Raw genomic sequence first — 23,235 nt, 5'->3', positions numbered from 1 at the left:
CAGGTGACGAATCCTGATATGCGCGCTGGGATTCGGGGAGTGGGGAGCTAGGAATGTTCCTAGGGAGTTCGCGCGCCGGCGGGCACGGCCCTGCTCCCTCCCCCTTGCGGGGGAGGAAAGATTCGCATGCGCACCACCCAGCCCCGCTGCGCGCGGGCGCTATTCCGAAAGCGGTACGTCGTTCTCGATCAGGTGGTGCTGGATGGCGTAGCGCACCAGTTCCGCCGTGTTGCCCAGCCCCATCTTGAGCTGGATGTTGGCCTTGTGGGTACTCACCGTCTTCACGCTCAGGCTGAGCCGCTTGGCGATTTCCGACACGCCCATGCCCTGCACCAGCATCAGGAAGATCTGGTAGTTGCGGTCGGTGAGCCGGTTGTGCGGCAGTTGCGTATGGCGGCCCTGGAGCATGTCGCGGGTGAGGTTCTCCGCCACGCTCTGATTGATGAACAGGCCGCCGCCGACGATCTTGCGAATGGCCTCGGCGAGCAGCGCCTCGGCATTGTCCTTGCACAGATAGCCGGAGGCGCCGGCCTTCAGGGCGCGCACCGCGTAGATGTCCTCCTGGTACATGCTGAGCACCAGGATGGGCAGGCGCGGAAACTCGCTCTTCACCTGCTTGATCAGTTCGATGCCGTTGCGCCCCGGCATGTTCAGGTCGAGCACGACGGCATCCCACTGCCCTGCGCGCAGCCTGACCATCGCCTCGGCGCCGTTACAGGCCTCGCCGCCGACGGCGATGTCGCCGGACTCGCTCAGGATGTGCTTGAGGCCCGCGCGCAGGATGTCGTGATCGTCGGCGATCAGTATGCGGATCATCGCTTGTCTCCAGTATTCAGGGGCAGCACCACGGCGATGCGGGTGCCGTGGCTGCCATCGACGTTCATTTCTCCGCCCAGCATGCTCACCCGCTCGGACATGCCGAGCAGGCCGAAGCCCTTTTTCGGCGCGTGATGATCGAAGCCCGCGCCGTTGTCGTGGATGAGCAGGTGCAGTTGCCCGCCCCGTTCTTCCAGGCGGATTTCCACGTGGGTCGCCCGCGCATGCCGGGAAACGTTGGTCAGCGCCTCCTGCACGAGGCGGAACACCGCGATGGACTGGCTGGCATCCAGGTCGTATTCGTCGCGGTCCGCGCGGAAGGTGCAGGCGATGGACGCGCGCGTCTCGAACTGCCGGACCAGGTGTTCGAGCGCCGCGCACAGCCCCAGCACGTCGAGCATGCCGGGGCGCAGCCCTTCGGAGATCCGCCGCAGCGATTCGATGGTGCGCTCGACCAGGGTGTAGGCGCCGCCGATGCGCTCGCTGCAATCTCCCCCCGCGCTGGTGCACTTCTTGCGGAGCCAGCCGAGGTCGATGCGCAGCGCGGTCAGCGCCTGCCCCAGTTCGTCGTGCAGTTCGCGCGCGATGGAGGTACGCTCGTCCTCGCGGACGTTCTGCAGAAAGCGGGTCAGTTCGCGCAGGCGCTCCTGGGAGTGGCGCAGCGCGCACTCGGAACGGCGCAACTGCTCGGTGCGTTCATCCACGCGCTCCTCCAGCCGCGTCTGCAGCCGGTACAGCTCGATGTGCGTGCGTACCCGGGCGAGCACCTCGTCGGGCTGGAAGGGCTTGGCGACGTAATCCACCGCGCCCAGCGAGAAGCCCTTCACCATGTCGCCGGTTTCATGCAATGCGGACAGGAAGATCACCGGAATGTCACCGATCTGGGGGTCCTGCTTGAGCAGGCGGCACAGTTCGTAGCCATCCATGCCCGGCATGCGCACATCGAGCAGGATCAATTCGGGCGGGCGGGCGCGCGCCGAACGCAGCGCCATGCGCCCGTCCTGCGCCGCGCGCACGGTGTAGCCGGCGCCGGACAGCAGATCGCCCAGCAGATTGAGTGAGCCGATGGTGTCATCGACGATGAGTATTTCCGCCTGCTCCACAGGCAGCGCGGCGCGGTCGTTCATGATTCGCTTCCCTCCAGGCCGAGTGCCTCCCAAAGCTGCTGATAACGGCGCTCCCTGGAAAGCGAGAGCAGCGCCTCGCCGACCGCGGGCACCTTGTCGGCGATGGCCGCGATGGCGGTATCGATCTCCTCGCGGTTCAGCGAGATCGCCGCGCGCACGAGGCACTCGCGCTCTTCCGCCGACAGGGCATCGAGCAGTCCGCGCATGTCCTGCGCAAGGCCCTGCTGCGGACCGGCCTGGCGCGGACAGGGGCGCCTGGGCACCAGCACCTTGTCGATCAGGCGCAGCAGCCCGCCTTCATCGAAAGGCTTGCTCAGGAAGGCGTCGGCCCCGGCGGCCAGCGCCGCCTCGCGGCTTTCCGACATGGCATTGGCCGTCAGCATGACGATCGCCGGGCAGTCCCCGCCCAGCGTCTTGCACAGGCGGATCAGTTCCAGCCCTTCGCCGTCGGGCAGATACCAGTCGAGCAGCACCAGATCCATCTTCTGGTTCTCCACCGCCGACCAGGCTTGTTCGAGGGAGCCCGCCTCCTCGACCTGGAAGCCGAACGGTTCGAGAATCGCCCGCACCAGGAAGCGCCCTTCCGGCGTGTCATCCACCACCAGCACGGACGCCGGACGCTGCAGATCGCAGCCGGCCGGCAGCGGTTCGCCGGCACTGCGCAGCGGCTCGCCGTGGACCACCGGCACGGTGACCGAGAAACGGAAGTCGGCCCCCTCGCCCGGCCGCGATTCGACCGCCAGCTCGCCCCCCATCATGCGCACGTAGCGCCGGCTGATGGTCAGGCCGAGCCCGGTGCCGGCGCGATGCACGGAACCAACCTGCTCGAAGGAGGAAAAGATGCGCCGCTGGTCCTCCGCGCTGATGCCGATGCCGGTATCGCGCACGCTGAAGCGCAGGCGCTGCGACGCGCTGGAGACGGGGTAGCCCTGCACCCGCACGGTGATCTCGCCGCGCTCGGTGAACTTGACCGCGTTGGACAGCAGGTTGAGCAGCACCTGGCGCAGCATGCCGGGGTCGATCAGCACCAGCGCGGGCACCGCCTCGGTCAGCAGATGCAGGCTCAGCCCCTGCTCCTCGGCACGCAGGCGCATCATCTCGGTGACCTGCTTGAGCAGTTCGACCAGATCGACCTCCTCCGGGCGCATCGCCATCTTGCCGGACTCGATCTTGGAAAGCTCCAGCACGTCGTTGATCAGCGTGAGCAGGTGCTGGCCCGAATGGTTGATGGTCGCCAGGGTGCGCCGGTTCTCCGGCGACAGCGCGGCGTCCTTTTCCATCAGTTTGGAAAAGCCGATCACCGCGTTGAGCGGCGTGCGCAGTTCGTGGCTCATGTTGGCCAGGAAGGTGGATTTGCTGCGGTTGGCGGCCTCGGCCTGATCGCGCGCCACGGTGAGTTCCTCGGTGCGCTGGCGCACCAGCTCTTCCAGGTGCTCGCGGTAGGCCGCCAGTTCGCGCTCGTTCTTCTTGCGCTGGGAGATGTCGGAAAAGATCGAGATGTAGCGCCGGATGCTGCCGTCGGCCTGGCGCAACGCCTGGATGGAGATTTCCTCCGGGTACACCTCGCCGGTCTTGCGCTTGTTCCACAGCTCGCCGCGCCACAGCCCGTCGCGCCGCAGGCGCGCCCACATCTCCCTGTAGAAGTCATCGTCGTGCATGCCCGACTTGAGCATGCGCGGATTGGCGCCGATGACCTCCTCGCGCGGGTAGCCGGTGATCTCGCAGAAGGCGTCGTTCACCCACAGGATGGTGCCGTCCGCATCGGTGATCACCGCGCCCTCGGCCATCGCCGCGAACGCGGTTTCGTTCTCGCGGCGCTCCTGATCCTGGCGGAGCAGTTCCCCCGCACGCCGGCGCGAGAAACAGTGCAGCAGATAGATGGTGGCCATCCCCAGCAGCCAGATTCCCCCGTGCCAGTACTGGATCGTCCGCCAGGTCGGCTCCTGCGCCGCCCGGTAGGTGTTCAGATCGATGGAAATGCTCGCCCCGCCGCGCAGGCCGCCGACCGGAACGAGCGTGTCGCGGTGGCACTCCAGGCATTCCTTTTCCATGCGCATCGGAATCATCACCCGCATGAGTCCGTGCCCGCCGCGCCGCGGCAGCGTCTCGGTGATCACGGAGGAGCCCCCCTCCAGCTTCTCCAGCGCCTTGATCTCCCACTCGTCCGGGACATTGTCGCGGTTGCGCAACTGCTTGGAAGTGAGGCGCTCGTGAAAGCCGGATTTCTGGTTCGACATGTCCTGGATCGCCAGCAGCAAGTGCATCGGCGTGACCAGGACGAGCCCGAAATGCTCGCCGGAGCGGTCCAGGACCGTGAAACGCTGCTCCTGGTCGAGCGAGGGCAGCGCCTTCACATACTCTTCGCGGATGAAGATGCCCTTGACCGACGAAGCCCATTCGCGGATCGCCATGTCCTTCTTGAGATTGGCGACCGCCGCGATGCGCGCCAGTTCGGCGGCAGTACGGTTCAACTGCTCGCGCTGGGTCATCAGGGAAGCCAGCACCAGCACGGTCCAGATGAGGGAGAACAGCACGACCCCCTTGAATGCGGCAAGAGGGCGAAAAGGTCCGGGTATGACTTTCACGGGAACAGGCCTGTTGCGACGGCGACGAATCGCCGGGGGCACTCTGCGCCCCTTTGATCGGCCCGTCAATGCGGAAAATCAATGTCGGCGCACTTAAAAAACCAATCAAAATAAAAACTTAGGATTATTCCTAAGGTGCCATGGAATTATTTACCGGCACCTTTCAGCAATCGTCACCTTACGGTTCGCGCACGGCGGTGCGCACAATCCAGACCGAGAAACCGGATCGATCTCCCGCCCCGCGCCAGCCGGCCGGAGCCAGAGACATCGGTACGCCGGATACCCGGTAGCGGAGAACCATCGCCATGCGGCAAGCACTACCCCGGATCGCCTCCTGTTCCATCGGCGGACGACGCTTGCGTCCCCTGTGGATCGCGCTGGCGGCGGCCATCTTCCTGGGCGGTGCGGCCTACCTGTACCAGGGCCACCTGCTCCCGCAGCCCGACCTCGTCGCCCTCCCCGACATCCGCTGCGCCCCGCCGGACGGATTCTGCGCCGTGCTGCCGGAAGGCGGCCGCATCGAGCTGCGCTTCACCCCCCATCCACCGCCTGCCGCGAGGCCCTTCCAGGTCCGGGTCGCCACCACGGGCCTTGCCGCGCATCGGGTCGACATCGAATTCGCCGGCGTCGACATGGACATGGGCCCCAACCGCCTCACCCTGGCCGCCAGCGCAAACGGCATCCACGAAGCCGACGCCACACTGCCGGCGTGCATCAGCGGACCAATGGCATGGCGCGCCACGCTGACCCTGCACACCAGGGCGCGGCGCATCCTGGTCCCCTACGAATTCCACACCGGCGACGGCGACACGGCACCCGGCCCGGAAGCCTCCCCCACCTGACCGCCTTCCCCACCTTCCTTCTCCATGCAGGCTACCCCATGCGCCTTCGACACCTGATCCTTTCCCTGTTGCTCGCCCTGCCCCTGCTCGCCTGGGCGGCGGACGGTACCGCCACCATCACCGCGGACGCCCCCTACGTCCGCCAGCCGCCGCCCTCGGCACGCGCGGCCGGGGCCTTCATGACCCTGCGCAATACCGGGCAGACTGCCCTGCGGCTGGTCGCGGCAAGCACCCCGGCCGCCGGCACGGCCGAGCTGCACACCCACCACGAAGAGGACGGCATGATGAAGATGCGCCGCGTCGAGGCCATCGACATCCCCGCCGGCGGCGAGGCGGTGCTGCGCCCGGGCGGCCTGCATGTGATGCTGATCGATCTGCACGCGCCGCTCGCCGAAGGCGACAGCGTTCCGCTCACCCTGCACTTCGACGGCGGCGCCAGCCTGCGGGTCGATGCGCCGGTGCGGCGCCAGATCCCCACCGCGGATCACGCACCCCGGCACTGATCCTTCCTTCCCCTCCCTGCAGCAGGAGAACGCCATGCACCCCACCATCCGCCTACTGGCAACCCTCTGCGCGGGCGCCGCGCTGCTCGGCCCGGCGCCCGTCCATGCCGAATCCCCCGGCGCGCTCGAACAAGCGGTGCGCGATCTCGGCCAGCTCAACGGCGTCGCCCTGGCCTGCCGGCAGGGCGCGCTTTCCGCCCGCATGCGCAGCCTGATGATCGAAGTCGCCCCCAAGGAGCGCGGCGTCGGCGAATACTTCGAAGAGGCCACCAGCGAAGCCTTCCTCGAAATGGGCCGCAATGGCAGCGAATGCCCGGACGGCCGCACACTGGCCGAACGCATCGAGGGCGTACGCCAGGCCCTGCTGCAAGCGGTGGGCGGACAGCCATGAACAGGCGGGAATGGGGCCGCCGCCTGCTGGGCGCGGCGCTGCTCGCGTACACCGCCCTCGCGCAGGCGACGGAAACGCCAGTCTGGGCGCTCGACGAACCGATGCCGCTGCGCGCCCGCTACCTGCTGGTCGGGCCGGACGGCGGCGCGGTGTCCGACGAGGATTTCCGCGGGCGCTTCCAGCTGATCACCTTCGGCTACACCTTCTGCCCGGACATCTGCCCGACCACCCTGCTCGACATGGCCGAAGCCCTGCGCCAGCTGGACGGCCTGCCCGTGCAAGGCCTCTTCGTCACCGTGGATCCGCAGCGCGACACCCGCGAAGTCCTCAAGACCTACACCGCGTATTTCGATCCGCGCATCCTCGGCCTGGGCGGCTCCCCGGAACTGGTCGCGCGGGCGGCCGCCAACTTCAGGGTGCGCTATGCGCGCGTGGAAACCGGCCCCGACCCGGAGAACTACGCGGTGGACCACGCCGCGGGACTCTACCTGCTCGACAAGGATGGGCTGTTCCTGCGCAAGTTCGCCTACGGCACCCCACCGGCGCAGATCGCCGCAGAAATCCGCGCCTACGCGTCCGGCGAATGACGCACACCCCCACCCGGCGCCCCACCAACCTCCACCACGATCCAGCCCACCCATGAAAGGTACCCTGCTTCTCGCCCTGGCCACCGCCGGCCTGCTCACCCACTCTTCCGCCTGGAGCGCCCCGGCGCAGGACAGCATCGCCCGCGGCCTGATGATCCTGCACGGCGAACGGCTGATCTTCTCGCCCTGCCGGGAACGCAGCTACGTGCAGGTGGAAGACGAATCCCCCGGCGGCGAGACCGTCGCGGCGCTGCGCGCCCTCGGGCTGGCGCAGGACATCCCGCTCTACGTGGAACTGTTCGGCAGCGCGGAAGGCGGCGCGCTGCGCATGCGCGGCCTGAACTTCGCGCACACCGAGGCACGCTGCCCCGCGCCGAGACACGCCACCGGCGCCTGGCAGGCGGCGGGGGATTCCCCTGCCTGGCGCATGAATCTGGTCGGCGAGGTGATGCACCTGGAACGCGCCGAACAGCCCGCCCTGCGCACGCCCATCCGGGTGGAAACGGCCGCCGCCGTCCATCTGCGCGCCACCGACGGCAGCGCCCGGCAATGGACGCTGGAAAAGAAAACCTGCTTGAAGCGGGAACAGGGCTTCGCCTCGGGCTGGTCCGCCACGGGGCACATCGACGGCGAAACCCTGAGCGGCTGCGCCTGGAAACCCTGAACCCACCCGCGCGCCGCGCCACCCCGGCCCCCACGGCGCGCGGGAATCCTCCATCCGCACCGTACTCCCCACGCTGGACGATCGGACAAAACAACGCGACGTAGCGGCATAGAACGCCCCGATCCGGCCGTGGACAATGGCCCCGTGTCCAACCACGTTCCACGGCCATGTCCCGCCTTCCCCTGCGCACCCCCGAATCCGCCCCCGACGCCGCCCGCCCGCTGGTCGAGCGGGTGATCGCCAACAACGGCTTCCTGCCCAATCTGGTCGCCGTGCTGGCCAACGCGCCGGTGGCGCTGGAAACCTACCTCACCGTGGGCGAAATCAACGGCCGTGCCAGCCTCGCGCTGGCCGAGCGCGAGGTGGTGCAGATCACCGCCGCCAGCCTGCACGGCTGCGAATTCTGCGTCAGCGGCCACAGCGCGCTGGCGCTCAAGAAGGCCGGCCTGCCACCGGCCACGGTGCAGGCCCTGCAACTGCGCGGCCATACCGGCGACGCCCGCCTGGATGCGCTGGCCGACTTCACCCGCGCCGTGATCGCCGCGCGCGGCAACGTGGGCGACGGCGAACTGGCGGACTTCCGCCGCGCCGGCTTCGACGACGCGCAGGCGCTCGAAGTGGTGCTGGGCGTGAGCCTCGCCACGCTGTGCAACTTCGCCAACAACCTGGCGCGCAACGACATCAACCCGGAACTGCAGCCCTTCCGCCCCGGAGTCTTCCAGTCATGAACGCCCCTGCTTCCATTTCCACGTCCGTTGCCACCGATCTGCACTGGTTCGCCGAGCGCGCCGAAGCGCTCAACAACAGCGCCGAACACGCCGAAGACGTGCTGCCCGAACTGGGCCGCCGCGACCTCTTGCGCATCGGCGTGCCCGCCGCGCTGGGCGGCAGCGGCGGCACCACTTCCGACTCACTGGAAGCCATCGCCGCCGTGGCCGAGCGCTCGCTCACCGCCGCCTTCGTGTTCTGGGGCCAGCGCACCTTCATCGAATACCTGCTCGCCAGCCCCAACGAGGGCCTGCGCGAACGCTGGCTGGCCGATCTGCTCGCGGGCCGCTTCGCCGGCGCCACCGGGCTGTCGAACGCGATGAAGTACCTCTCCGGCATCGAAGCGCTGCAGCTCACGGCGCGCGCCCAGGGCGACCGCCTGCGCGTGGATGGCCGCCTGCCCTGGGTCACCAACCTGCGCCACGCCGGTTTCGCCGCGGCCGCCGCCGTGCAGCGCGAGGATGGCGGCGCAGCCATCGTTGCCCTGGCCGACAGCCAGCCCGGCGTGCGGCGCAGCGCGGATCTGGATCTGGTGGCGCTGCGCGGCAGCAACACCGCCGCCATCGACGTGGACGCGGTCGATCTCGGCCCCGAATGGCTCATCCACGAAGACGCGCGCACCTTCTGCCCGGCCGTGCGCCCGGCCTTCCTGGCGCTGCAGCTCGGCATGCCCATCGGCCTGGCGCGCGTGGCCCTGCGCACCGCGCGCGAGCGCGCCGGCAGCGCCCACGCCATCGTGCTGCCCAAGGTGGCGGAAGTTTCCGCCGAAGTCGAAGCCCAGGCCGCTGCACTGCACGCCGGCCTGGCGGACGGACGCTTCGTCGCCGATGCGCCCACGCTGTTCCGCATCCGCATCCGCCTGGCCGAACTGGTGCAAAGCGCACTGGGTCTGGAACTGGACGCCACCGGCGGACGCGCCTACCTGCTCGACCAGAACCGCGAATTCGCGCGGCGCTGGGTGGAAGGCGCCTTCGTGCCGGTCATCACCCCCAGCCTGACCCAGCTGCAGGGCGAACTGGCGCGCCACGCCGCGCAGGGGCAAGGATGAACGCAGCCGCCCGCCCGGCCCCCGGCAACGCGGCGGACGCGGACGCCGCAGCGGCCACGGAGACAAGCCATGGCCTGCTCACGGCGGACGGCCTGGACTTCCGCTACGGCGCGCTGCCGGTGTTCACCGAGGTGTCGCTGTCCATCCGCCGGCGCGAGATCGTCGCGCTGCTGGGCGGCAGCGGCTGCGGCAAATCCACCCTGCTGCGCGTGCTGGCCGGGCTGGAATCGCCCAGCGCCGGCCAGGTGCGCTTTCTCGACCAACCCCTGGAACGCCCGCACCCGCGCAGCGCGCTGATCTTCCAGCACGCCAGCCTGCTGCCCTGGCTGCGGGTGGAGGCCAACGCCGCCTTCGGCCTGGACTTCCGCCACCAGCCGGCCATCGCCGCCGGCGTCCGCCAGTCCCGCGTGCGCGAGGCGTTGGCCGCCGTGGGCCTGGCCGGGCGCGAACACGCCTGGCCGGCCGAACTGTCCGGCGGGCAGGCGCAGCGCGTGGCGCTGGCCCGCGCGCTGGCGCGCGAGCCGGAACTGCTGTTCGCCGACGAACCGTTCTCCGCGCTCGACGCCATCACCCGCGCCGAGATGCAGAACCTGCTGGTGGACGTGGTGCACCGCTGGCACGCGGCGGTGCTGCTGGTCACCCACGACATCGACGAAGCCATCCTGGTGGCCGACCGCATCCTGCTGATGGGCGGCCGCCCCGGCGGCATCCTCGCCGAATGGACGGTGGACGTCCCCCGTCCGCGCGAGGACCACCCCGGCGCGGTCACCGCGCTGCGCCTGGAAATCCTTGCCGCGCTGCGCGACACCTTCACCCAAGCCACGGCCGGCGTCGATTGACGCGCCGGCCATCCCCCCTGACTCCCCGTTCCGCACGCCTCGCCCATTCAACCCGCAAGAGGTTCCGACCATGAGCTATCGCAAATCCGACCGTCCCCACGTCTGCGCCACCCCCGATTGCGGCTGCGGCCTGACCCGGCGCGACTTCCTGCGCCTCTCCGCGCTCACCAGCGCCGCCGTCGCCGCGCCCTTCCTGCGTGCCGGCGACGCGCTGGCGCAGAGCGCGCGCGGCGACGACGTGCCGGTGAAGATCGGCTACCTGCCGATCACCGACGCCACCCCGCTGCTGATCGCCCACGCGCGCAAGCTGTTCGAGGCCGAAGGGCTCAGCACCGAGAAGCCGCGCCTGTTCCGCAGCTGGGCGCAGATCGTCGAAGCCTTCGTCGCCGGCCAGGTCAATGTCATCCACCTGCTCTCGCCGTCCACCCTGTGGGTGCGCTACGGCACCAAGTTCCCCGCCAAGGTGGTGGCCTGGAACCACATCAACGGCTCCGGCGCCACGGTGGCCAAGCACATCGACAAGGTCACCGACCTGGGCGGCAAGAACTTCGCCATCCCGTTCTGGTATTCCATCCACAACATCCTGCTGCAGCAGATCCTGCGCGCCAACGGCCTCACCCCGGTGAGCCGCGCGCGCGGCGGCAACATCGCGCCCAACGAGGTGAACCTGGTGGTGCAGCCGCCCGCCGAGATGGTCTCCGCGCTGGCCGGCGGCGCCATCGCCGGCTACATCGTCGCCGAACCCTTCAACGCCGCCGCCGAGGTCAATGGCGTGGGCAAGATCCTGCGTTTCTCCGGCGACGTGTGGAAGGACCACGCGTGCTGCGTCACCTTCCTCGCCGAACGCGACATCGCCCAGCGCCCGGAATGGGCGCAGCGCGTCACCAGCGCCATCGTCAAGGCCCAGCTGTGGGCGCGCGACAACCAGCTGGAAACCGCCAAGGAACTCTCCAGCACCGGCGCCGAGCGCTACACCCCGCATCCGGTGGAAACGCTCGCCAAGGTGTTCTCCACCGCCGACTACGCGCGCTACGAGGCCAGCGGCGTGGTGCACAACAAGGGCTGGCACCAGCGCCGCATCACCTTCCAGCCCTACCCCTTCCCGTCCTACACCGAGGAACTGGTGCGCCTGCTGCGCGAAACGCACGTGGAAGGCGACAACGCCTTCCTGCGCGAACTGGACCCGGCCTTCGCCGCGCGCGACCTGGTGGACGACCGCTTCGTGCGCAAGGCCATCGCCGACCTGGGCGGGCCGGCGGTGTTCGACCTGCCGGCGGACTTCGCCCGCAAAGAAGTGATCGTGGTCTGATGCCGCCGCGCCTGCGTTTCCTCCTGCCCCTGGGCGGCCTCGCCGCCGCCCTGGCGCTGTGGTGGCTGGGCGCCGCGCTGCTCGCGCGCAGCATCCCCATCGCCAGCCACTTCGCCCCGCTCGGCGCGCTGCGCGCGCTGGCCGGGCTGCTGGGCGAGGCGCTGCTGTGGGAACACGTGGCGGTCAGCCTCAAGCGCGTCGCCGTGGGGCTGGCCTTCGCCATCGCCATCGGCGTGCCGCTGGGCGTGCTCACCGGCATCTCCGCGCTGTTCGCCCAGGCCACCGGGCCGCTGTTCCAGTTCCTGCGCATGGTCTCGCCGCTGTCGTGGATGCCCATCGCGGTCATGGTGCTGGGCATCGGCGACGCGCCGGTGTATTTCCTGCTCGCCTTCGCGGCGGTGTGGCCCATCCTGCTCAACACCGCCGCCGGCGTCGCCCAGCTCGACCGCAACTGGCTGCTGCTGGCGAAGAGCCTGTCCGCCACGCGCTTCGAGACCATCACGCGGGTGATCCTGCCCGGCATCACCGCGCACATCCTCACCGGCGTGCGCCTGGCCATCGGCATCATCTGGATCATCCTGGTGCCGGCGGAAATGCTCGGCGTGGATGCCGGCCTCGGCTACTTCATCCTCGACACGCGCGACCGCCTGGCCTACGCCGAACTGATGGCCGCCGTAGTGCTGGTGGGCGCGCTGGGCTTCCTGCTCGACCACGCGGCGCGCTGGCTGCACCGGCGGTGGCTGCACGGCCGCTGAGCACGCTTGCCTGCTGCATTCACTCAACATTTACGAATGAGGAATATTCCGGAATTTACGGGAATTTATTCCGAAGTTTACGAGAAACCATTCCGGATTTTACGCTCATTGATTCCGGGATTTACGGTAGAGTTCAGGCATGGATTCCGCTGCGCTCTACCTTCGTTGGATTGCCCCTCGCATTGCCGAGGCCTTGCTCGACACGCCGGCGGTGTTGCTTGCCGGCCCCAGGCAAGCCGGCAAAACGACACTGGTACGCCAGTTCACCGGGCAGGGATTTCGCTATCTCACGCTCGATGACGAACTGACGCTGCTGTCTGCCCGCGAAGACCCGACCGGGATGATCCGCAGCCTGGACCGGGCTGTCATCGACGAAATCCAGCGTGCGCCGCAATTGCTGCTGGCAATCAAGGCCAGCATTGATGAAGATCGCCGCCCTGGCCGCTTCCTGCTCACAGGCTCGGCCAATCCGATGACGCTGCCGACCGTGGCCGACTCGCTCGCCGGAAGGATGGAAACCCTGTCTCTACTACCGTTGGCGCAAGGTGAAATCGAGGGGGGCGCGACAAACTGGGTCGATGCCGCATTCGGCGGTGCGCTGCCCGAGGTCAAGATGTTTGCGCTGGGCGACGAACTGGTCGGACGGGTGCTGCGTGGCGGCTATCCCGAGGCCATTGCCAGAAACTCCCCGCGCAGGCGCGTGGCCTGGACGCGGCAATACATCGACGCCATCATTCAGCGCGATGTCCAGGATATCGCCGGCATCGAGCGCCTGGAACAGTTGCCGCGCTTCCTTCGAGCCTTGGCGCAGACTGCCGGGCAGATGTGCAACTACTCCCAGTTGGGCGGACAGATCGGCCTGGACGGCAAGACGGCGTCACGCTACGTCGGCGTGTTCGAGCAGATGCACCTGCTCAAGCGGATCGCTCCCTGGGCACGCAACCAGCTCAGCCGCATGGTGAAAACGCCGAAGCTGCAGTTCATCGACTCCGGTTTGCTGGCAACGCTGATGGATCTTGGCGAGGAGCGCGTGACCCGGGATCGCGCCCGTTTTGGCCATGTCCTGGAGTCCTTCGTTTTTGGTGAACTGCTCAAGCACATGACGTGGGCGAACGGCGACTACCAGTTGATGTATTACCGCGATGCCGACAAGGTGGAAGTCGATTTCGTCATCGAGGACACCGTCGGCGACCTGGTCGGGGTCGAAGTGAAGGCCTCGGCAACGGTGCAGAAAAGCGACTTGCGTGGTCTGCGCAAGCTCGCCGGGCTGGCTGGCGACCGCTTCAGGATGGGTGTGCTGCTCTACGACGGCAAGGAAACCTTGCCCTTGGGCAAGGGCCTGTGGGCCGCGCCGCTGTCTTCCCTGTGGGGCGTTGATGTTCCGTAGCCCATCCGGAAAATTCAAACGCGCCGCAAATGCGCGGGCGCCTGGCCCAGAAAAAACCGCAGCCCGTCGCCGATGGAGGGTCCCAGCATGGAAGGATGCGATTCATCGGCGAAGCGATGGAAAAACACGTCCAGGCCGTCGATGCGGGCAAGCCGGCGGGCGCTGCCCAGGATGTCCGGGCGGGATTCGCCGGCGCCGGCCCGTTGCTGCCGTGCGTCCTGGCCGGAGGACTGCTCGATCAGTAGCCGCAACAGCTGCGTCAGGCGGCCTCCGGCAGCCTGCACGCCGGCCAGGAAGGCGGCTTCCTCGTGCAGGATGGAAGCGCCGTTCCACCAGATGGAGGGGTCCGCCGCAATCCAGGTCTGGAACATCCACGGGCGGGTGTACAAGGCGTGCAGCGCCAGCAGGCCGCCCAGCGAATGGCCGAACAGCGCCTGCCGCTGCGGGTCGACGGCAATGCGCCGCGCGATGGCCGGGCGCAGGTCGTGCTCGATGAAATCCAGGAAAACGTCCTGCCCGCCGGTCCGGATGGCGCCGCGCAGGTACTCGCTGGCGGTGGGGGGCGTGAGGTCGAAATAGCGGCGCTCCACATCGAAACGCACCTCGGCCGGATAGCCGACGCCGACCAGGACCACCCGTTGCGTGGCCCCCTGCGGGTCGCTGCGCTGCATGGCCTGCAGCGCATGCCATGCCAGCGGAAAACTGGCATTGCCGTCGAGCAGATGGATGACCGGATAGCCCTGCGCGGGCGGCTCGCCCTGCGGCCAGGCCACGTGGATGCGCCAGGGTTCGCCCGCGTGGCGCGAACCGCCCAGCAGGAACTGCTCTACCCGTTCGTGCCGGATCTGTTCCGGCGGCAGCGCGGCCTGCTGGCGCGGCGTTGCGGCGCCGGCAGGGTTTTGCCGCGCCAAGGCCGAACCCGCGATTGCCGCCAGCCCCAGCAGGGCCGTGCGGCGGTCGATGCGGCGGAACATCCGGGCGGTTGTTTTTCCTGGCATCCGTCAAAGCCTTTGCGCGCCTTCCGGCACCTGGTCCACGGCAAACAGCACCGCGTCGGCCGCGGCCGGGCCGATCAGCGAGCCGTGGGTTTCTCCCGCGACGATCCGGTGCCACACCCGCAGGCCGTCCAGGCCCGCCAGGCTGGCGGCGGGGGTCGGGCGGGCGGCGCGTTCCGCGTCGGCGCCGGCGTTTTCCACCAGCAGCCGCAGTGGGCTGGCGAGCTTTCCCCCTGCCGCCCGCGCGCCCGCCACAAAAGCCGCCTGTTCCTGCAGCACCGACGAGCCGTTCCACCAGAAGGAGGGGTCGGTGGCCACGTAGTGCTGGAACAGCTCGGGCCGGTTGTAGAGCACGTGCAGGGTGAACAGGCCGCCGAGCGAATGGCCGAACAGGGTTTGCTGCTGCGGGTCGATGGGCAAACGCCGGGCGATGGCTTCGCGGACGTCCCGCGCCAGGAAGTCCAGAAACACCTGCCGCCCGCCGGTGGCCAGATCGACGCCGCGCGCGCGGCGGAACTCCTCGGCCGTGTAGGGGGTGAAGTCGTGGTAGCGCCGCGGTGTGTCGATGCGCAGGCCGGACGGGTAGCCGATGCCCACCAGCGCCAGCCGGTCCAGCGCCTCGGCCAGCGCCGGCCGCGCCGCGCGCAGCGCGGCCAGGGCGTGCCAGGCCAGCGGAAAGCTGGCGTTGCCGTCGAGCAGGTAGAGCGCCCGGTAGCCCGCCGCCGGCGCCGCGCCGCGCGGCCGGGCCAGATGGATGCGCCACGGCTCGCCGCTGTGCGCGGAACTGTTGAGGGTGAAGGATTCCACCCGTTCATCGACGATCGTTTCGGCGGGCGTCTGGCTGGCGCGGCGCGGGCGGGCGCTTTCCACACTTTCCGCGCTTTCGGCCGCGCCGGCGGCAGTCTGCGCCCGCAGGGGCCGGGGCAGTGCCAACGCGGACAGCCCCAGCAGGACGCCGCGCCGTTTGAGGAGATCAACCGGGCTCATGGCCATTCACCAGTCGTAGCTCAGGGTGGCGGAAACCAGCCGGCCCGCGCCATAGAAGCAGAACGAGGTGAGGCTGTTGCATGTGACGTATTCCTTGTCGAACAGGTTGCTGGCGTTCACGTTCAGGTGCAGGCCGCGCAGGCTGGCATCCAGTTCCGCCAGATCGTAGCGCAGCGAGGCGTCCACCAGCGTGCGCGAGGCGTTTTTCAGCGTGTTGGCGTTGTCGCCGTAGGAGGAACCCGTGTAGCGCGCGCCCATGCCCAGGCTCAGGCCGCGCGCGGCGCGCCAGTCGAAGCGCGCCGCCATCATTTCCTTCGGCACGTGCGCGAGGCGCTTGCCCAGGTCGGTGCTGTTGCTCTCGGTGACCTCGGTATCCATGTAGGTGTAGGAAGCGCTGATGCTCAGCGTCCTGGTCAGCGCGTAGCTGCCTTCCAGCTCGAAGCCGCGCACCCGGCCTTCGCCGGTCTGCACGCGGCACAGGCCGCCATTGCAGGTATGGGTCGGGTCCGGGTCGGGGGTGAGGATGTTGCTCTGGGTGATCTCGTAGAGGGAGGCCGTCACCAGATTGCGGCTGCCGGGCGGCTGGTATTTGATGCCAAGCTCGATCTGCCTGCCTTCCACCGGATCGAAGGCCTTGCCGTGATAGTCCTCGCCGCTGGACGGCACGAAGGAGGTCGAATAGCTCGCATACGGCGCCACGCCGCTGTCGAACAGATAGGTCACCCCGATACGGCCGGTGGTGGCCTCGGTGGACTCGCTGGTGCGCGTGTTGCTGCGCAGCGCTACCGTCCTGGTCCTGGCCCAGTCGTGGCGCAGACCGGCGGTCAAGGTCCAGTTGTTCCAGAACATCTGATCCTGCAGATAGACGCCCGACTGGATGCGGCCGCTCTCCGAGTTGGGCGTGCGTTCGCCGATCACCACGGGCGAGCCGTATACCGGCGCGTACAGGTCCAGCGGGCCGACCGTGCCGGTGGCCGAGGCGAGTTCGATATCGGTCTTCTGATAGTCGAACCCGCCCAGCAGCATGTGCGCGACCGCGCCGGTTTCCAGCGCGTAGAGCAGGTTGGTGTCCGCGCTGAACCCCTTGCTGTGGTTTTCGTGCGATTCCGCGTTGCCCGTCAGGGTGCGCCCGTCGGCCCCCAGCGTGCGGCGTGCCACGCTGTCGTAGTTCATGTCCACCTCGATGTAGCGCACGTTCTGGCGCAACTTGACCGATTCGCCGATGAACTGCTCCAGCGAATAGCCGATGGCGATCTGGTCGCGGTCGTAGCGGTCGAAGTCCGGTTCGCCCTGGAAGAAGCTGCGCGGCACCTTGCCGTAGGGCGAATCCAGGTAGGTGCCGACCACCGGCAGGCGCTGCCAGGTGGCGCCGCCGCGATCACGCTGGTAATTGACCAGCATGGTCACGGAAGTGCGCGCGGAGGGCTGCCAGGTCAGGCTGGGGTTGAAGAAAACCCGTTTCAGTTCGACGTGATCGACCTCCGTGTCCGTACGCGAGGCCGAACTGACCAGCCGGTACAGCCAGGTGCGCTCTTCGTCGATGGGGCCGCCGATGTCCACATTGGCGCGGATCAGCCCTTCGCTGTCGGTCTGCAGCCCCACCTGGCGCTGCGCTTCCTGCGGCGGCCGCTTGCTGCGGATGTTGACCAGGCCGCCGGGGGTCACCTGCCCGTACAGCACGGACGAGGGGCCGCGCAACACTTCCACGCGCTCCAGGCCATAACTGTCGAAGCGCGTGGACAGCGCGGCGGCACCGGCGCTGCTGCCCGGCGGGCGCAGGCCATCCACGTACATGTTGTTGGCGAAGCTGCCGGTGCGAAAGCCGCGCACCCAGATTTCATCCACGCGGCTGTCCTTGCCGTAGATGCCCGTGCCCACCCCGGCCAGATAGCCCACGGACTGCTCCACGCTCTGCGCGCCCATCTGGTCCATCTGCTGGCGGGTGACCACGGAAACCGATTGCGGGATCTCGACGATCGCCGTATCGGTCTTGCTGGCGCCATAGCTGCGCGTGGCGATGGGCGAGGCATCGTGGGCGCCGCCCAGCCCCTGCGCCGTCACCGACACCACCTCCAGCACGGTCTCGCCCCCGGCGCGTTCGATGATCAGGGTGTCGCCCTCCACCCGCCCGCGCAGCCCGGTGCCGGCGAGCAGTTGCGCCAATGCGCCGGAAACGCTGGTGGTGCGGGCGACGGGACGGCCTTGCAGGCCCTGGGTGAGCGATGGAGAAGCCAGCAGTTGCAGGCCGGCCTGGCGGGCGAACTCGCCCAGGGCCTGGTCGAGGGGTTGGGCGGGCAGTTCGAACGCTGCGGCAGATGCCGTGGCGGCATGCATGCCCAGGGAAAGGACAGCGGCGGCCAGCAGAGGTTTGCGTAGCTTCATGGCGGGGCGTGTTCCTGTTCGGGTTGAAAAAAGGAGACTTCAACCCGCAGAACGAACGAGACGAAAATTACCCTCACGCACCACGGAAATTTCCGCCCGCGCGCGGCGCCGCCGGCTTCTGCGCCGGCCTCAGTGCCGTGCCTCGATGCGCCAGCTTCCGTCGGTGCTGCGGCGCGCCTCCACCGGCAGGATGGCGGGCAACAGGCGCAGCCAGTTGTCGCGCTCGGCGATGTGGACGCGCGCGATCACCGGCAGCCCGCCGACGGCCGGCGCGACCCGGATCGGCTCGGCGCTGTAGCGCGACAGGCGTTCGGCCACCAGCGCCAGCGGGGTGTGCTGGAAGTCCAGCCAGCCGTCGCGCCACGGCGCCACGGGAAGGCCCGCGCCCTGCCCGGCCCCGCCCGGTTCGGCGGAACTGCCCCCTGCGCGCACCCGCAGGCTCTGCCCGGCGGTCAGCAGGTGTTGCCCGCCATCGCCGGCCCGCACCTGGACACGGCCGGATTCGACATCCACCCTCACCCAGTCGCGTTCGATATCCACGGCAAAGCGCGTGCCCAGCACCTCGACCGAGACGTCGAGCGCGGTGACGGTGAAGGGCCGCGCGCCATCCGGGGCGATGGCGAAGAAGGCGCCGCCCTGGCGCAGGTGCGCGGTGCGCCGCGTGCGGTAGTAGGCCAGCGCGATGGCGCTGGCACCGTCGAGCAGCACGGTGCTGCCGTCCGGCAGGGCTTCGCCGTGGAAGCGGCCGGGCGCGGAAGCGAGGTCGGCGTGGTAGACCGGCACCCAGTGCCGCCAAGCCTGCCACAGTGTGGGGAGCACCGCCGTGCCGGCGCCGAGGCCGAGCAGGCGCGCCAGGTTCCGGCGCCGTCCCCGGCGTTCGGGCACCGCCTCGCCCTGCCAGCTCAGCATGGCCTGTTCGACGTGGTCCATCGCCAGCATGACCTCGCGCTCCACCGTGGCCAGCGAAACGCCGTGGCGCCGCGCGATGCCTTCGCGCTTCTCGCCCTCCAGGCGGTCGGCCAGGAAGATGTCGCGGGTGCGCTCGGGCAATCCGTCGAGGCAGTCCTGCACCGCTTGCAGCGCTTCCCGATGGGCATGGCGGCGCACCGTGTCGCTGCCGGCGCCGGCCTCGGCCTCCACGCCGTCCGGCAGTTCGGCGAAGCGCTCGCGGGCGAGGCACGCACGGCGCTGGTGGTCGATGGCGCGGTTTGCGGCGATGGTGAAGATGTAGGCGCGCCAATCCTGCCCGGCGGATTCGGGCAGGCTGTCGAGCGGTTGCTCAGCCAGGCTGAGCCAGGTTTCCTGCACCAGTTCGCGCGCGGTTTCGCGGCAGCCGGTGCGCTTGATCAGAAACTGCAGCAGACCTGTGTAATGCTCCTGATAGCAAGCCAGCAAGGGATTGGAAGCGGAACCGGGCACCGTTTTTCCTGGAGAAAAGGGGAAATGGCGATTTTATGTGCAACTGATTCCTATTTGAAACCCTGATGCACCCGCCCGGAGCCCATGCCCCTCGGTGCCGCCCGGATCGGCCGCAATTAGCCGCATTGCGTCATTTGTACTAACATGGCAGCCGATGTACCCGAATGAGGAGGCACTGCCATGCCCACCGCCACTTCTGCCCGCTCTGCCCGGCTCGGCCTGCGCGCAACCCCTGAACAGGAAGCCGTGCTGCGTCGGGCGGCCGAGGCTGCACACAAGTCACTGACCGACTTCATTCTCGATGCCGCCTGCCAGGCCGCCGAGCAGACCCTGCTCGACCAGCGCCTGTTCATGGTTTCCGGCAGCCAGTATCAGGCACTCATGGACATGCTGGACCGCCCGGAATCGGACAACTCCGGGCTGGCCGACCTTTTTTCCCGGCCCCCGGTCTGGGCCGGTAAATGAAGCTGTCGAAGCCGCAAGCACTCGGGGCGCACCACCGCCTGGACGATTTCGACTGCGGCAAACCGGCACTCACCCATTGGCTGCTGCAGCATGCACGCCAGGCGCAGGCCGGCGGCTCGGCGAGAACCTTCGTGGCCTGCGCAGGTGACCGGATTGCCGGTTACTACAGCCTGACCGTCGGCCAGATCGATACGCTGGAAGCGCCCGAGCGCGTTCGTCGCGGCATGGGCCGATATCCGATTCCGCTGGTGATTCTGGCAAGGCTGGCCGTCGACCTCGATTACCAGCGCAAAGGCCTGGGCTCCAGCCTGCTGCAGGACGCCATCCTGCGCACGATGGTCATTGCGGAACAAGCGGGCATCCGCGCCTTGCTGACGCACCCGGTCGACGCCCAGGCGGATGCCTTCTACCGGCGCTTCGGCTTCGAGCCGACGCCGGTGCGTGAGGGGCAGCTGATCCTGCTGCTCAAGGATGCACGGCGTTTTGCCGGAGCGCCACAATGACGCAGCCCATTTCCTTCTCGCAATCTGTGCCGCAAGGCATCGCCAAATTCCACGAGGCATTCGATGCCGGAACAAAATGAGGCAAGCATGACCCTTGACTACCGCTGGCTTTACGACACCGTACGCAAGCGCTTCGAATCGGACGAAGCCATGGAGGCTTTCCTGCCCAAGGCGCTTACCCCCGAAGAGTTGAAGCAGAAAAGCGACGACCGCTATCTGTCTGCCATGAGCCAGCGGGTATTCCAGGCCGGCATGCAGCACTCGGTGGTCGATGCAAAATGGCCTGCCTTCGAAGAAACCTTCTGGGGTTTTGCGCCCGAGAAAATGGCGCTGCTCAGCCCTGAGCAGATCGAAGGCCATATGAAAAACGACCGGATCATCCGCCACCTCGCCAAACTGCAGACCATCCCCCAGAACGCCCAGTTCATCCTGGACATTCGCCAGGAACAGGGCCGCAGTTTCGGCGAATTCATCGCCGACTGGCCGGGCACCGACATCATCGGCCTATGGCATTTGCTGGGCAAACGGGGCGCTCGCCTGGGCGGACGCTCGGCCGCCGGATTCCTGCGCCTGGTCGGCAAGGACACCTTCCTATTGACCAGCGACGTGGTCGCGCGCCTGAAAGCCGCAGGCATCATTGACCACGACCCCACCAGCCAGCGCGACATGCAAACCGTGCAGGAGGCCTTCAATGCATTGCAGCAAGACTCAGGAAGGCCGCTGTGCCAGCTATCGGCCATGCTGTCGCTGAGCATCAACCCGAGATTCTAGCCATCTCCGTTTCCGCCTCCCCCGAGGCGGAACCCGCTTCATGCCATGAACAACCGCGTACCCACCGAAATCTCCGCGCAGTTGTCACAGGCGCTCGGCGTCATCGAGCGTCATCTGGCCCCGACGCTGCTGGCCGTGCATGTGTACGGCTCCGTGCTGGATGGCGGCCTGAAGCCCTACAGCGACATTGATCTGCTGGTTACCGTGGCGGCACGGCCCGCAGAAGCCGTGCGGCAGGCGCTGCTGCTCGACCTGCTGAAAATTTCCGCACCGCCCGGCCAGGACGCAGCCCTGCGCGCCCTGGAAGTCACCGTGGTCGGGCACGGCGACATCGTGCCGTGGCGTTACCCGCCCAGGCGGGAACTGCAATTCGGGGAATGGCTGCGCCACGACATTCTTGCCGGCGTCTGCGAGCCCGCCGCCAGCGATGCCGATCTGGCGATCCTGCTGACCAAGGCAAGGCAACACAGCACCGCCTTGGTGGGCCCACCGGCGGAGGACTTTTTCGATCCGGTACCCGAGCGCGATCTTGCCATGGCGTTGGCCGACGCGCTGAAACTGTGGAACTCGCCGCCGGACTGGGCGGGCGATGAACGGAATGTCGTGCTCACCCTGGCCCGCATCTGGTACAGCGCGGCAACCGGAAAGATCGTACCGAAGGACACCGCTGCCGACTGGGCGCTGGCGCGTTTGCCCGCCGAACATCATGCCGTATTGCTTGAAGCCCGGCAGGCCTATCTTGGGCATGCGGAGGACCGCCTGGCCTTGCGCGCGGGCCAGGTGGCCGGGTACGTTCTTTTCGTCAAAGCCGAAATCGCCAAGCTGCTCAATGAGCATAAAGCCGACCGATCATTTCCTTGCTGACGCGGTGTGCTTCATGTTCATGTAGATACCACCGGCTTCAAGCTCATCCAACATCCGGGAGAGCCTCTTCTCCTTGGTTTCCTGGCGCTTCGCCCGGTTTATCCAGCCGATGTAGTCGTTCTGCTGATAGGCGGGACGGTCCTTGTAAGCCCCCATCAGGCCACGCTCATTCAGTGCCCGTGCAACGAATTCCGGCATTGGATGCTTTGGCCGCTTCAAGCCAGAGAACTCAGAACTCACCGCGTCCTCCATGTATTGCCGCCTATCCCGCACCAAGCTGGGCTTTGGCCGCCGCGAGGTTCTGCTCGTTGCCGGTGCTGATCGCAAAGATGCCGTACTTGATCGGCGAAGCGGCGTGCCTCTCCTCGATGTGCGCCACCATGGCGGGCCAGGTACGGCCGCCGGCGAGTTCGTAGGCGGCGACGAGCCGCTCCAGGCTCTCCGGACTGAAGGCCGCGAGATGGCCGGCGAAGTCGATCGACGGATCGCTGATCTCCGCCTCCGTCCAGTCGATCACACCGCTGACGCGTGCATCGGCCGCAGCAGTGACATGCCCGATGTAGAGGTCGCCATGGGTGAGAACGGAGAAGTCGGGCCAGAGCCTATCGCTGTCCAGCCAGCGCCGGCACCGCGCTTCCAGATCCCGGCCGATGCCGATTTCCTGCTTCACGCGCTCCAGATCCTGGCGGACCTTGATCCGTGCCTCCTCCGGAGAGGAGGCAGGAATACCGGCCGCTACCGCCTCCTCCACTGGTGACGCGTGCAACGCCACAAGCACCTCGGCGAGGCTGGTCACATAGATTTCAGCCCCCTGGTCGATGTTCCAGGTAACGGCATGGGTCCCGGCGTCGAAGACGAGCGCCATGGGGTCCGTCAGCATGGGATACGCCACCAGATCGGGGCCCCGCACCTGCCAGTCCGGCACCTCGACCGGAAGCCGCTGCTTCACGAAATCCAGGATTCGTGCCTCGCGTTCGATCTTGGGTCGCACGTCATCGCGGCGGGGAATCCTGAGCACCCAGCGCCGCCCCGCCGTGTCCGTCGCGAATCCGACCCGAAAGTCGAGACCCGTCTCGTTGAAGGTAACGGCGCCCGCCAAATGCAAGCCGTGCCGGGCCGCTAGTGCGAAGGTTTCGGCGACAAGCCGGGAAGAATCTTCTGCCATCGGATAAGGCCTGAATCCATCAGCCTGCGCCGCTTCTCGCGCAGAGCCGATGGAATGATGGAT

Annotated in this window: 24 protein-coding genes; 15 read left to right on the top strand and 9 right to left on the bottom strand. The window is 67.9% G+C overall.

From position 1 onward, the window contains the following. Window positions 1-159 precede the first annotated feature (159 nt). Genes E6C76_RS02890 through E6C76_RS02880 form a run of 3 tightly spaced genes read right to left on the bottom strand, consistent with a single transcriptional unit; the run spans window position 160 to window position 4,477 of the window. The gene (locus E6C76_RS02890) at window positions 160-816 is read right to left on the bottom strand and encodes a response regulator transcription factor (RefSeq protein WP_136346745.1); all 657 of its coding nucleotides are present in this window, start codon (window positions 814-816) and stop codon (window positions 160-162) included. After that, window positions 813-1,943, bottom strand: coding sequence for an ATP-binding response regulator (locus tag E6C76_RS02885; RefSeq protein ID WP_136346744.1), 1,131 nt, complete (start codon window positions 1,941-1,943; stop codon window positions 813-815). The genes E6C76_RS02890 and E6C76_RS02885 overlap by 4 nt, the downstream gene beginning before the upstream one ends. Continuing rightward, window positions 1,940-4,477 carry an ATP-binding protein gene (locus tag E6C76_RS02880; RefSeq protein ID WP_230976141.1) on the bottom strand — a complete coding sequence of 846 codons (2,538 nt, stop codon included), beginning with the start codon at window positions 4,475-4,477 and terminating at the stop codon, window positions 1,940-1,942. The genes E6C76_RS02885 and E6C76_RS02880 overlap by 4 nt, the downstream gene beginning before the upstream one ends. A gap of 407 nt (window positions 4,478-4,884) precedes the next feature. Here E6C76_RS02880 and E6C76_RS02875 point away from each other — a divergent pair, with 407 nt between their 5' ends. The 11 genes from E6C76_RS02875 to E6C76_RS02825 all read left to right on the top strand — a co-directional run bounded on the left by E6C76_RS02875 (window position 4,885) and on the right by E6C76_RS02825 (window position 13,621). Beyond that, window positions 4,885-5,370 carry a hypothetical protein gene (locus E6C76_RS02875; RefSeq protein ID WP_136346743.1) on the top strand — a complete coding sequence of 162 codons (486 nt, stop codon included), beginning with the start codon at window positions 4,885-4,887 and terminating at the stop codon, window positions 5,368-5,370. Window positions 5,371-5,408: 38 nt separating this feature from the next. Then, window positions 5,409-5,873 carry a copper chaperone PCu(A)C gene (locus tag E6C76_RS02870; protein WP_136346742.1) on the top strand — a complete coding sequence of 155 codons (465 nt, stop codon included), beginning with the start codon at window positions 5,409-5,411 and terminating at the stop codon, window positions 5,871-5,873. 34 nt (window positions 5,874-5,907) lie between these two features. After that, window positions 5,908-6,264: a hypothetical protein gene (locus E6C76_RS02865; RefSeq protein ID WP_136346741.1), complete on the top strand. Its 357-nt coding sequence runs from the start codon at window positions 5,908-5,910 to the stop codon at window positions 6,262-6,264. Beyond that, complete coding sequence (locus E6C76_RS02860; RefSeq protein ID WP_211090083.1) at window positions 6,261-6,851, top strand: SCO family protein; 591 nt, start codon at window positions 6,261-6,263, stop codon at window positions 6,849-6,851. The genes E6C76_RS02865 and E6C76_RS02860 overlap by 4 nt, the downstream gene beginning before the upstream one ends. Window positions 6,852-6,903: 52 nt before the next feature. Then, entirely contained in the window at window positions 6,904-7,515 is a 612-nt protein-coding gene (locus E6C76_RS02855) for a hypothetical protein (RefSeq protein ID WP_136346740.1), read from the top strand. A 167-nt stretch (window positions 7,516-7,682) separates the two neighbouring features. Beyond that, complete coding sequence (locus E6C76_RS02850; RefSeq protein WP_136346739.1) at window positions 7,683-8,243, top strand: carboxymuconolactone decarboxylase family protein; 561 nt, start codon at window positions 7,683-7,685, stop codon at window positions 8,241-8,243. Beyond that, window positions 8,240-9,331 (top strand): acyl-CoA dehydrogenase family protein, encoded by a 1,092-nt coding sequence (locus tag E6C76_RS02845; protein WP_136346738.1) that lies wholly within the window; start codon window positions 8,240-8,242, stop codon window positions 9,329-9,331. The genes E6C76_RS02850 and E6C76_RS02845 overlap by 4 nt, the downstream gene beginning before the upstream one ends. Further along, a complete protein-coding gene (locus tag E6C76_RS02840) occupies window positions 9,328-10,170 on the top strand; it encodes an ABC transporter ATP-binding protein (protein ID WP_136346737.1) in 843 nt (280 codons plus the stop codon). The genes E6C76_RS02845 and E6C76_RS02840 overlap by 4 nt, the downstream gene beginning before the upstream one ends. Before the next feature lie 70 nt (window positions 10,171-10,240). Then, window positions 10,241-11,479, top strand: a complete 1,239-nt coding sequence (locus tag E6C76_RS02835) for an ABC transporter substrate-binding protein (RefSeq protein ID WP_136346736.1) — start codon at window positions 10,241-10,243, stop codon at window positions 11,477-11,479. Beyond that, window positions 11,479-12,234: an ABC transporter permease gene (locus tag E6C76_RS02830; protein ID WP_136346735.1), complete on the top strand. Its 756-nt coding sequence runs from the start codon at window positions 11,479-11,481 to the stop codon at window positions 12,232-12,234. The genes E6C76_RS02835 and E6C76_RS02830 overlap by 1 nt, the downstream gene beginning before the upstream one ends. Before the next feature lie 139 nt (window positions 12,235-12,373). Beyond that, window positions 12,374-13,621, top strand: a complete 1,248-nt coding sequence (locus E6C76_RS02825; RefSeq protein WP_136346734.1) for an ATP-binding protein — start codon at window positions 12,374-12,376, stop codon at window positions 13,619-13,621. Between the two features lie 14 nt (window positions 13,622-13,635). Here the strand turns inward: E6C76_RS02825 and E6C76_RS02820 are convergent, their stop codons facing one another. The 4 genes from E6C76_RS02820 to E6C76_RS02805 all read right to left on the bottom strand — a co-directional run bounded on the left by E6C76_RS02820 (window position 13,636) and on the right by E6C76_RS02805 (window position 19,404). Next, window positions 13,636-14,595 (bottom strand): alpha/beta hydrolase, encoded by a 960-nt coding sequence (locus E6C76_RS02820; RefSeq protein ID WP_168734221.1) that lies wholly within the window; start codon window positions 14,593-14,595, stop codon window positions 13,636-13,638. A 27-nt stretch (window positions 14,596-14,622) separates the two neighbouring features. Next, complete coding sequence (locus tag E6C76_RS02815) at window positions 14,623-15,603, bottom strand: alpha/beta hydrolase (protein ID WP_168734220.1); 981 nt, start codon at window positions 15,601-15,603, stop codon at window positions 14,623-14,625. Between the two features lie 6 nt (window positions 15,604-15,609). Continuing rightward, the gene (locus E6C76_RS02810) at window positions 15,610-17,985 is read right to left on the bottom strand and encodes a TonB-dependent siderophore receptor (protein ID WP_136346731.1); all 2,376 of its coding nucleotides are present in this window, start codon (window positions 17,983-17,985) and stop codon (window positions 15,610-15,612) included. A 129-nt stretch (window positions 17,986-18,114) separates the two neighbouring features. Beyond that, entirely contained in the window at window positions 18,115-19,404 is a 1,290-nt protein-coding gene (locus E6C76_RS02805; RefSeq protein WP_136346730.1) for a sigma-70 family RNA polymerase sigma factor, read from the bottom strand. Between the two features lie 180 nt (window positions 19,405-19,584). Between E6C76_RS02805 and E6C76_RS02800 the strand changes: the two genes are divergently transcribed. The 4 genes from E6C76_RS02800 to E6C76_RS02785 all read left to right on the top strand — a co-directional run bounded on the left by E6C76_RS02800 (window position 19,585) and on the right by E6C76_RS02785 (window position 22,007). Further along, window positions 19,585-19,869: a type II toxin-antitoxin system TacA family antitoxin gene (locus E6C76_RS02800; protein ID WP_136346729.1), complete on the top strand. Its 285-nt coding sequence runs from the start codon at window positions 19,585-19,587 to the stop codon at window positions 19,867-19,869. Then, window positions 19,866-20,372 (top strand): GNAT family N-acetyltransferase, encoded by a 507-nt coding sequence (locus E6C76_RS02795; protein WP_136346728.1) that lies wholly within the window; start codon window positions 19,866-19,868, stop codon window positions 20,370-20,372. The genes E6C76_RS02800 and E6C76_RS02795 overlap by 4 nt, the downstream gene beginning before the upstream one ends. Window positions 20,373-20,459: 87 nt before the next feature. Continuing rightward, window positions 20,460-21,143: a DNA-3-methyladenine glycosylase I gene (locus E6C76_RS02790; RefSeq protein WP_136346727.1), complete on the top strand. Its 684-nt coding sequence runs from the start codon at window positions 20,460-20,462 to the stop codon at window positions 21,141-21,143. 45 nt (window positions 21,144-21,188) lie between these two features. Then, window positions 21,189-22,007 (top strand): AadA family aminoglycoside 3''-O-nucleotidyltransferase, encoded by an 819-nt coding sequence (locus tag E6C76_RS02785; protein ID WP_136346726.1) that lies wholly within the window; start codon window positions 21,189-21,191, stop codon window positions 22,005-22,007. On the opposite strand, the gene E6C76_RS02780 is transcribed toward E6C76_RS02785, so the two are convergent. Both E6C76_RS02780 and E6C76_RS02775 read right to left on the bottom strand, forming a co-directional pair. Continuing rightward, window positions 21,993-22,259 (bottom strand): YdeI/OmpD-associated family protein, encoded by a 267-nt coding sequence (locus tag E6C76_RS02780; protein ID WP_211090082.1) that lies wholly within the window; start codon window positions 22,257-22,259, stop codon window positions 21,993-21,995. The genes E6C76_RS02785 and E6C76_RS02780 overlap by 15 nt on opposite strands. 10 nt (window positions 22,260-22,269) lie before the next feature. Continuing rightward, entirely contained in the window at window positions 22,270-23,172 is a 903-nt protein-coding gene (locus tag E6C76_RS02775) for a macrolide 2'-phosphotransferase (RefSeq protein ID WP_136346725.1), read from the bottom strand. Between the last annotated feature and the right edge of the window lie 63 nt (window positions 23,173-23,235).

It is taken from the genome of Pseudothauera nasutitermitis (genome assembly GCF_004801295.1).
Taxonomy (GTDB): domain Bacteria; phylum Pseudomonadota; class Gammaproteobacteria; order Burkholderiales; family Rhodocyclaceae; genus Pseudothauera; species Pseudothauera nasutitermitis.
Note: the sequence above shows the minus strand (reverse complement) of the source record. Positions and strands in the feature narration are given on the sequence as shown.

Excerpts from the sequence above, each read along its gene's own strand:
- E6C76_RS02850 (WP_136346739.1), top strand. The coding sequence starts at position 7,683 with ATGTCCCGCCTTCCCCTGCGCACCCCCGAATCCGCCCCCGACGCCGCC.
- E6C76_RS02810 (WP_136346731.1), bottom strand. The coding sequence starts at position 17,985 with ATGAAGCTACGCAAACCTCTGCTGGCCGCCGCTGTCCTTTCCCTGGGC.
- E6C76_RS02855 (WP_136346740.1), top strand. The coding sequence starts at position 6,904 with ATGAAAGGTACCCTGCTTCTCGCCCTGGCCACCGCCGGCCTGCTCACC.
- E6C76_RS02820 (WP_168734221.1), bottom strand. The coding sequence starts at position 14,595 with ATGTTCCGCCGCATCGACCGCCGCACGGCCCTGCTGGGGCTGGCGGCA.
- E6C76_RS02835 (WP_136346736.1), top strand. The coding sequence starts at position 10,241 with ATGAGCTATCGCAAATCCGACCGTCCCCACGTCTGCGCCACCCCCGAT.
- E6C76_RS02775 (WP_136346725.1), bottom strand. The coding sequence starts at position 23,172 with ATGGCAGAAGATTCTTCCCGGCTTGTCGCCGAAACCTTCGCACTAGCG.
- E6C76_RS02845 (WP_136346738.1), top strand. The coding sequence starts at position 8,240 with ATGAACGCCCCTGCTTCCATTTCCACGTCCGTTGCCACCGATCTGCAC.
- E6C76_RS02825 (WP_136346734.1), top strand. The coding sequence starts at position 12,374 with ATGGATTCCGCTGCGCTCTACCTTCGTTGGATTGCCCCTCGCATTGCC.
- E6C76_RS02865 (WP_136346741.1), top strand. The coding sequence starts at position 5,908 with ATGCACCCCACCATCCGCCTACTGGCAACCCTCTGCGCGGGCGCCGCG.
- E6C76_RS02780 (WP_211090082.1), bottom strand. The coding sequence starts at position 22,259 with ATGGAGGACGCGGTGAGTTCTGAGTTCTCTGGCTTGAAGCGGCCAAAG.
- E6C76_RS02840 (WP_136346737.1), top strand. The coding sequence starts at position 9,328 with ATGAACGCAGCCGCCCGCCCGGCCCCCGGCAACGCGGCGGACGCGGAC.
- E6C76_RS02790 (WP_136346727.1), top strand. The coding sequence starts at position 20,460 with ATGACCCTTGACTACCGCTGGCTTTACGACACCGTACGCAAGCGCTTC.
- E6C76_RS02870 (WP_136346742.1), top strand. The coding sequence starts at position 5,409 with ATGCGCCTTCGACACCTGATCCTTTCCCTGTTGCTCGCCCTGCCCCTG.
- E6C76_RS02830 (WP_136346735.1), top strand. The coding sequence starts at position 11,479 with ATGCCGCCGCGCCTGCGTTTCCTCCTGCCCCTGGGCGGCCTCGCCGCC.
- E6C76_RS02890 (WP_136346745.1), bottom strand. The coding sequence starts at position 816 with ATGATCCGCATACTGATCGCCGACGATCACGACATCCTGCGCGCGGGC.
- E6C76_RS02860 (WP_211090083.1), top strand. The coding sequence starts at position 6,261 with ATGAACAGGCGGGAATGGGGCCGCCGCCTGCTGGGCGCGGCGCTGCTC.
- E6C76_RS02885 (WP_136346744.1), bottom strand. The coding sequence starts at position 1,943 with ATGAACGACCGCGCCGCGCTGCCTGTGGAGCAGGCGGAAATACTCATC.
- E6C76_RS02800 (WP_136346729.1), top strand. The coding sequence starts at position 19,585 with ATGCCCACCGCCACTTCTGCCCGCTCTGCCCGGCTCGGCCTGCGCGCA.
- E6C76_RS02815 (WP_168734220.1), bottom strand. The coding sequence starts at position 15,603 with ATGAGCCCGGTTGATCTCCTCAAACGGCGCGGCGTCCTGCTGGGGCTG.
- E6C76_RS02795 (WP_136346728.1), top strand. The coding sequence starts at position 19,866 with ATGAAGCTGTCGAAGCCGCAAGCACTCGGGGCGCACCACCGCCTGGAC.
- E6C76_RS02785 (WP_136346726.1), top strand. The coding sequence starts at position 21,189 with ATGAACAACCGCGTACCCACCGAAATCTCCGCGCAGTTGTCACAGGCG.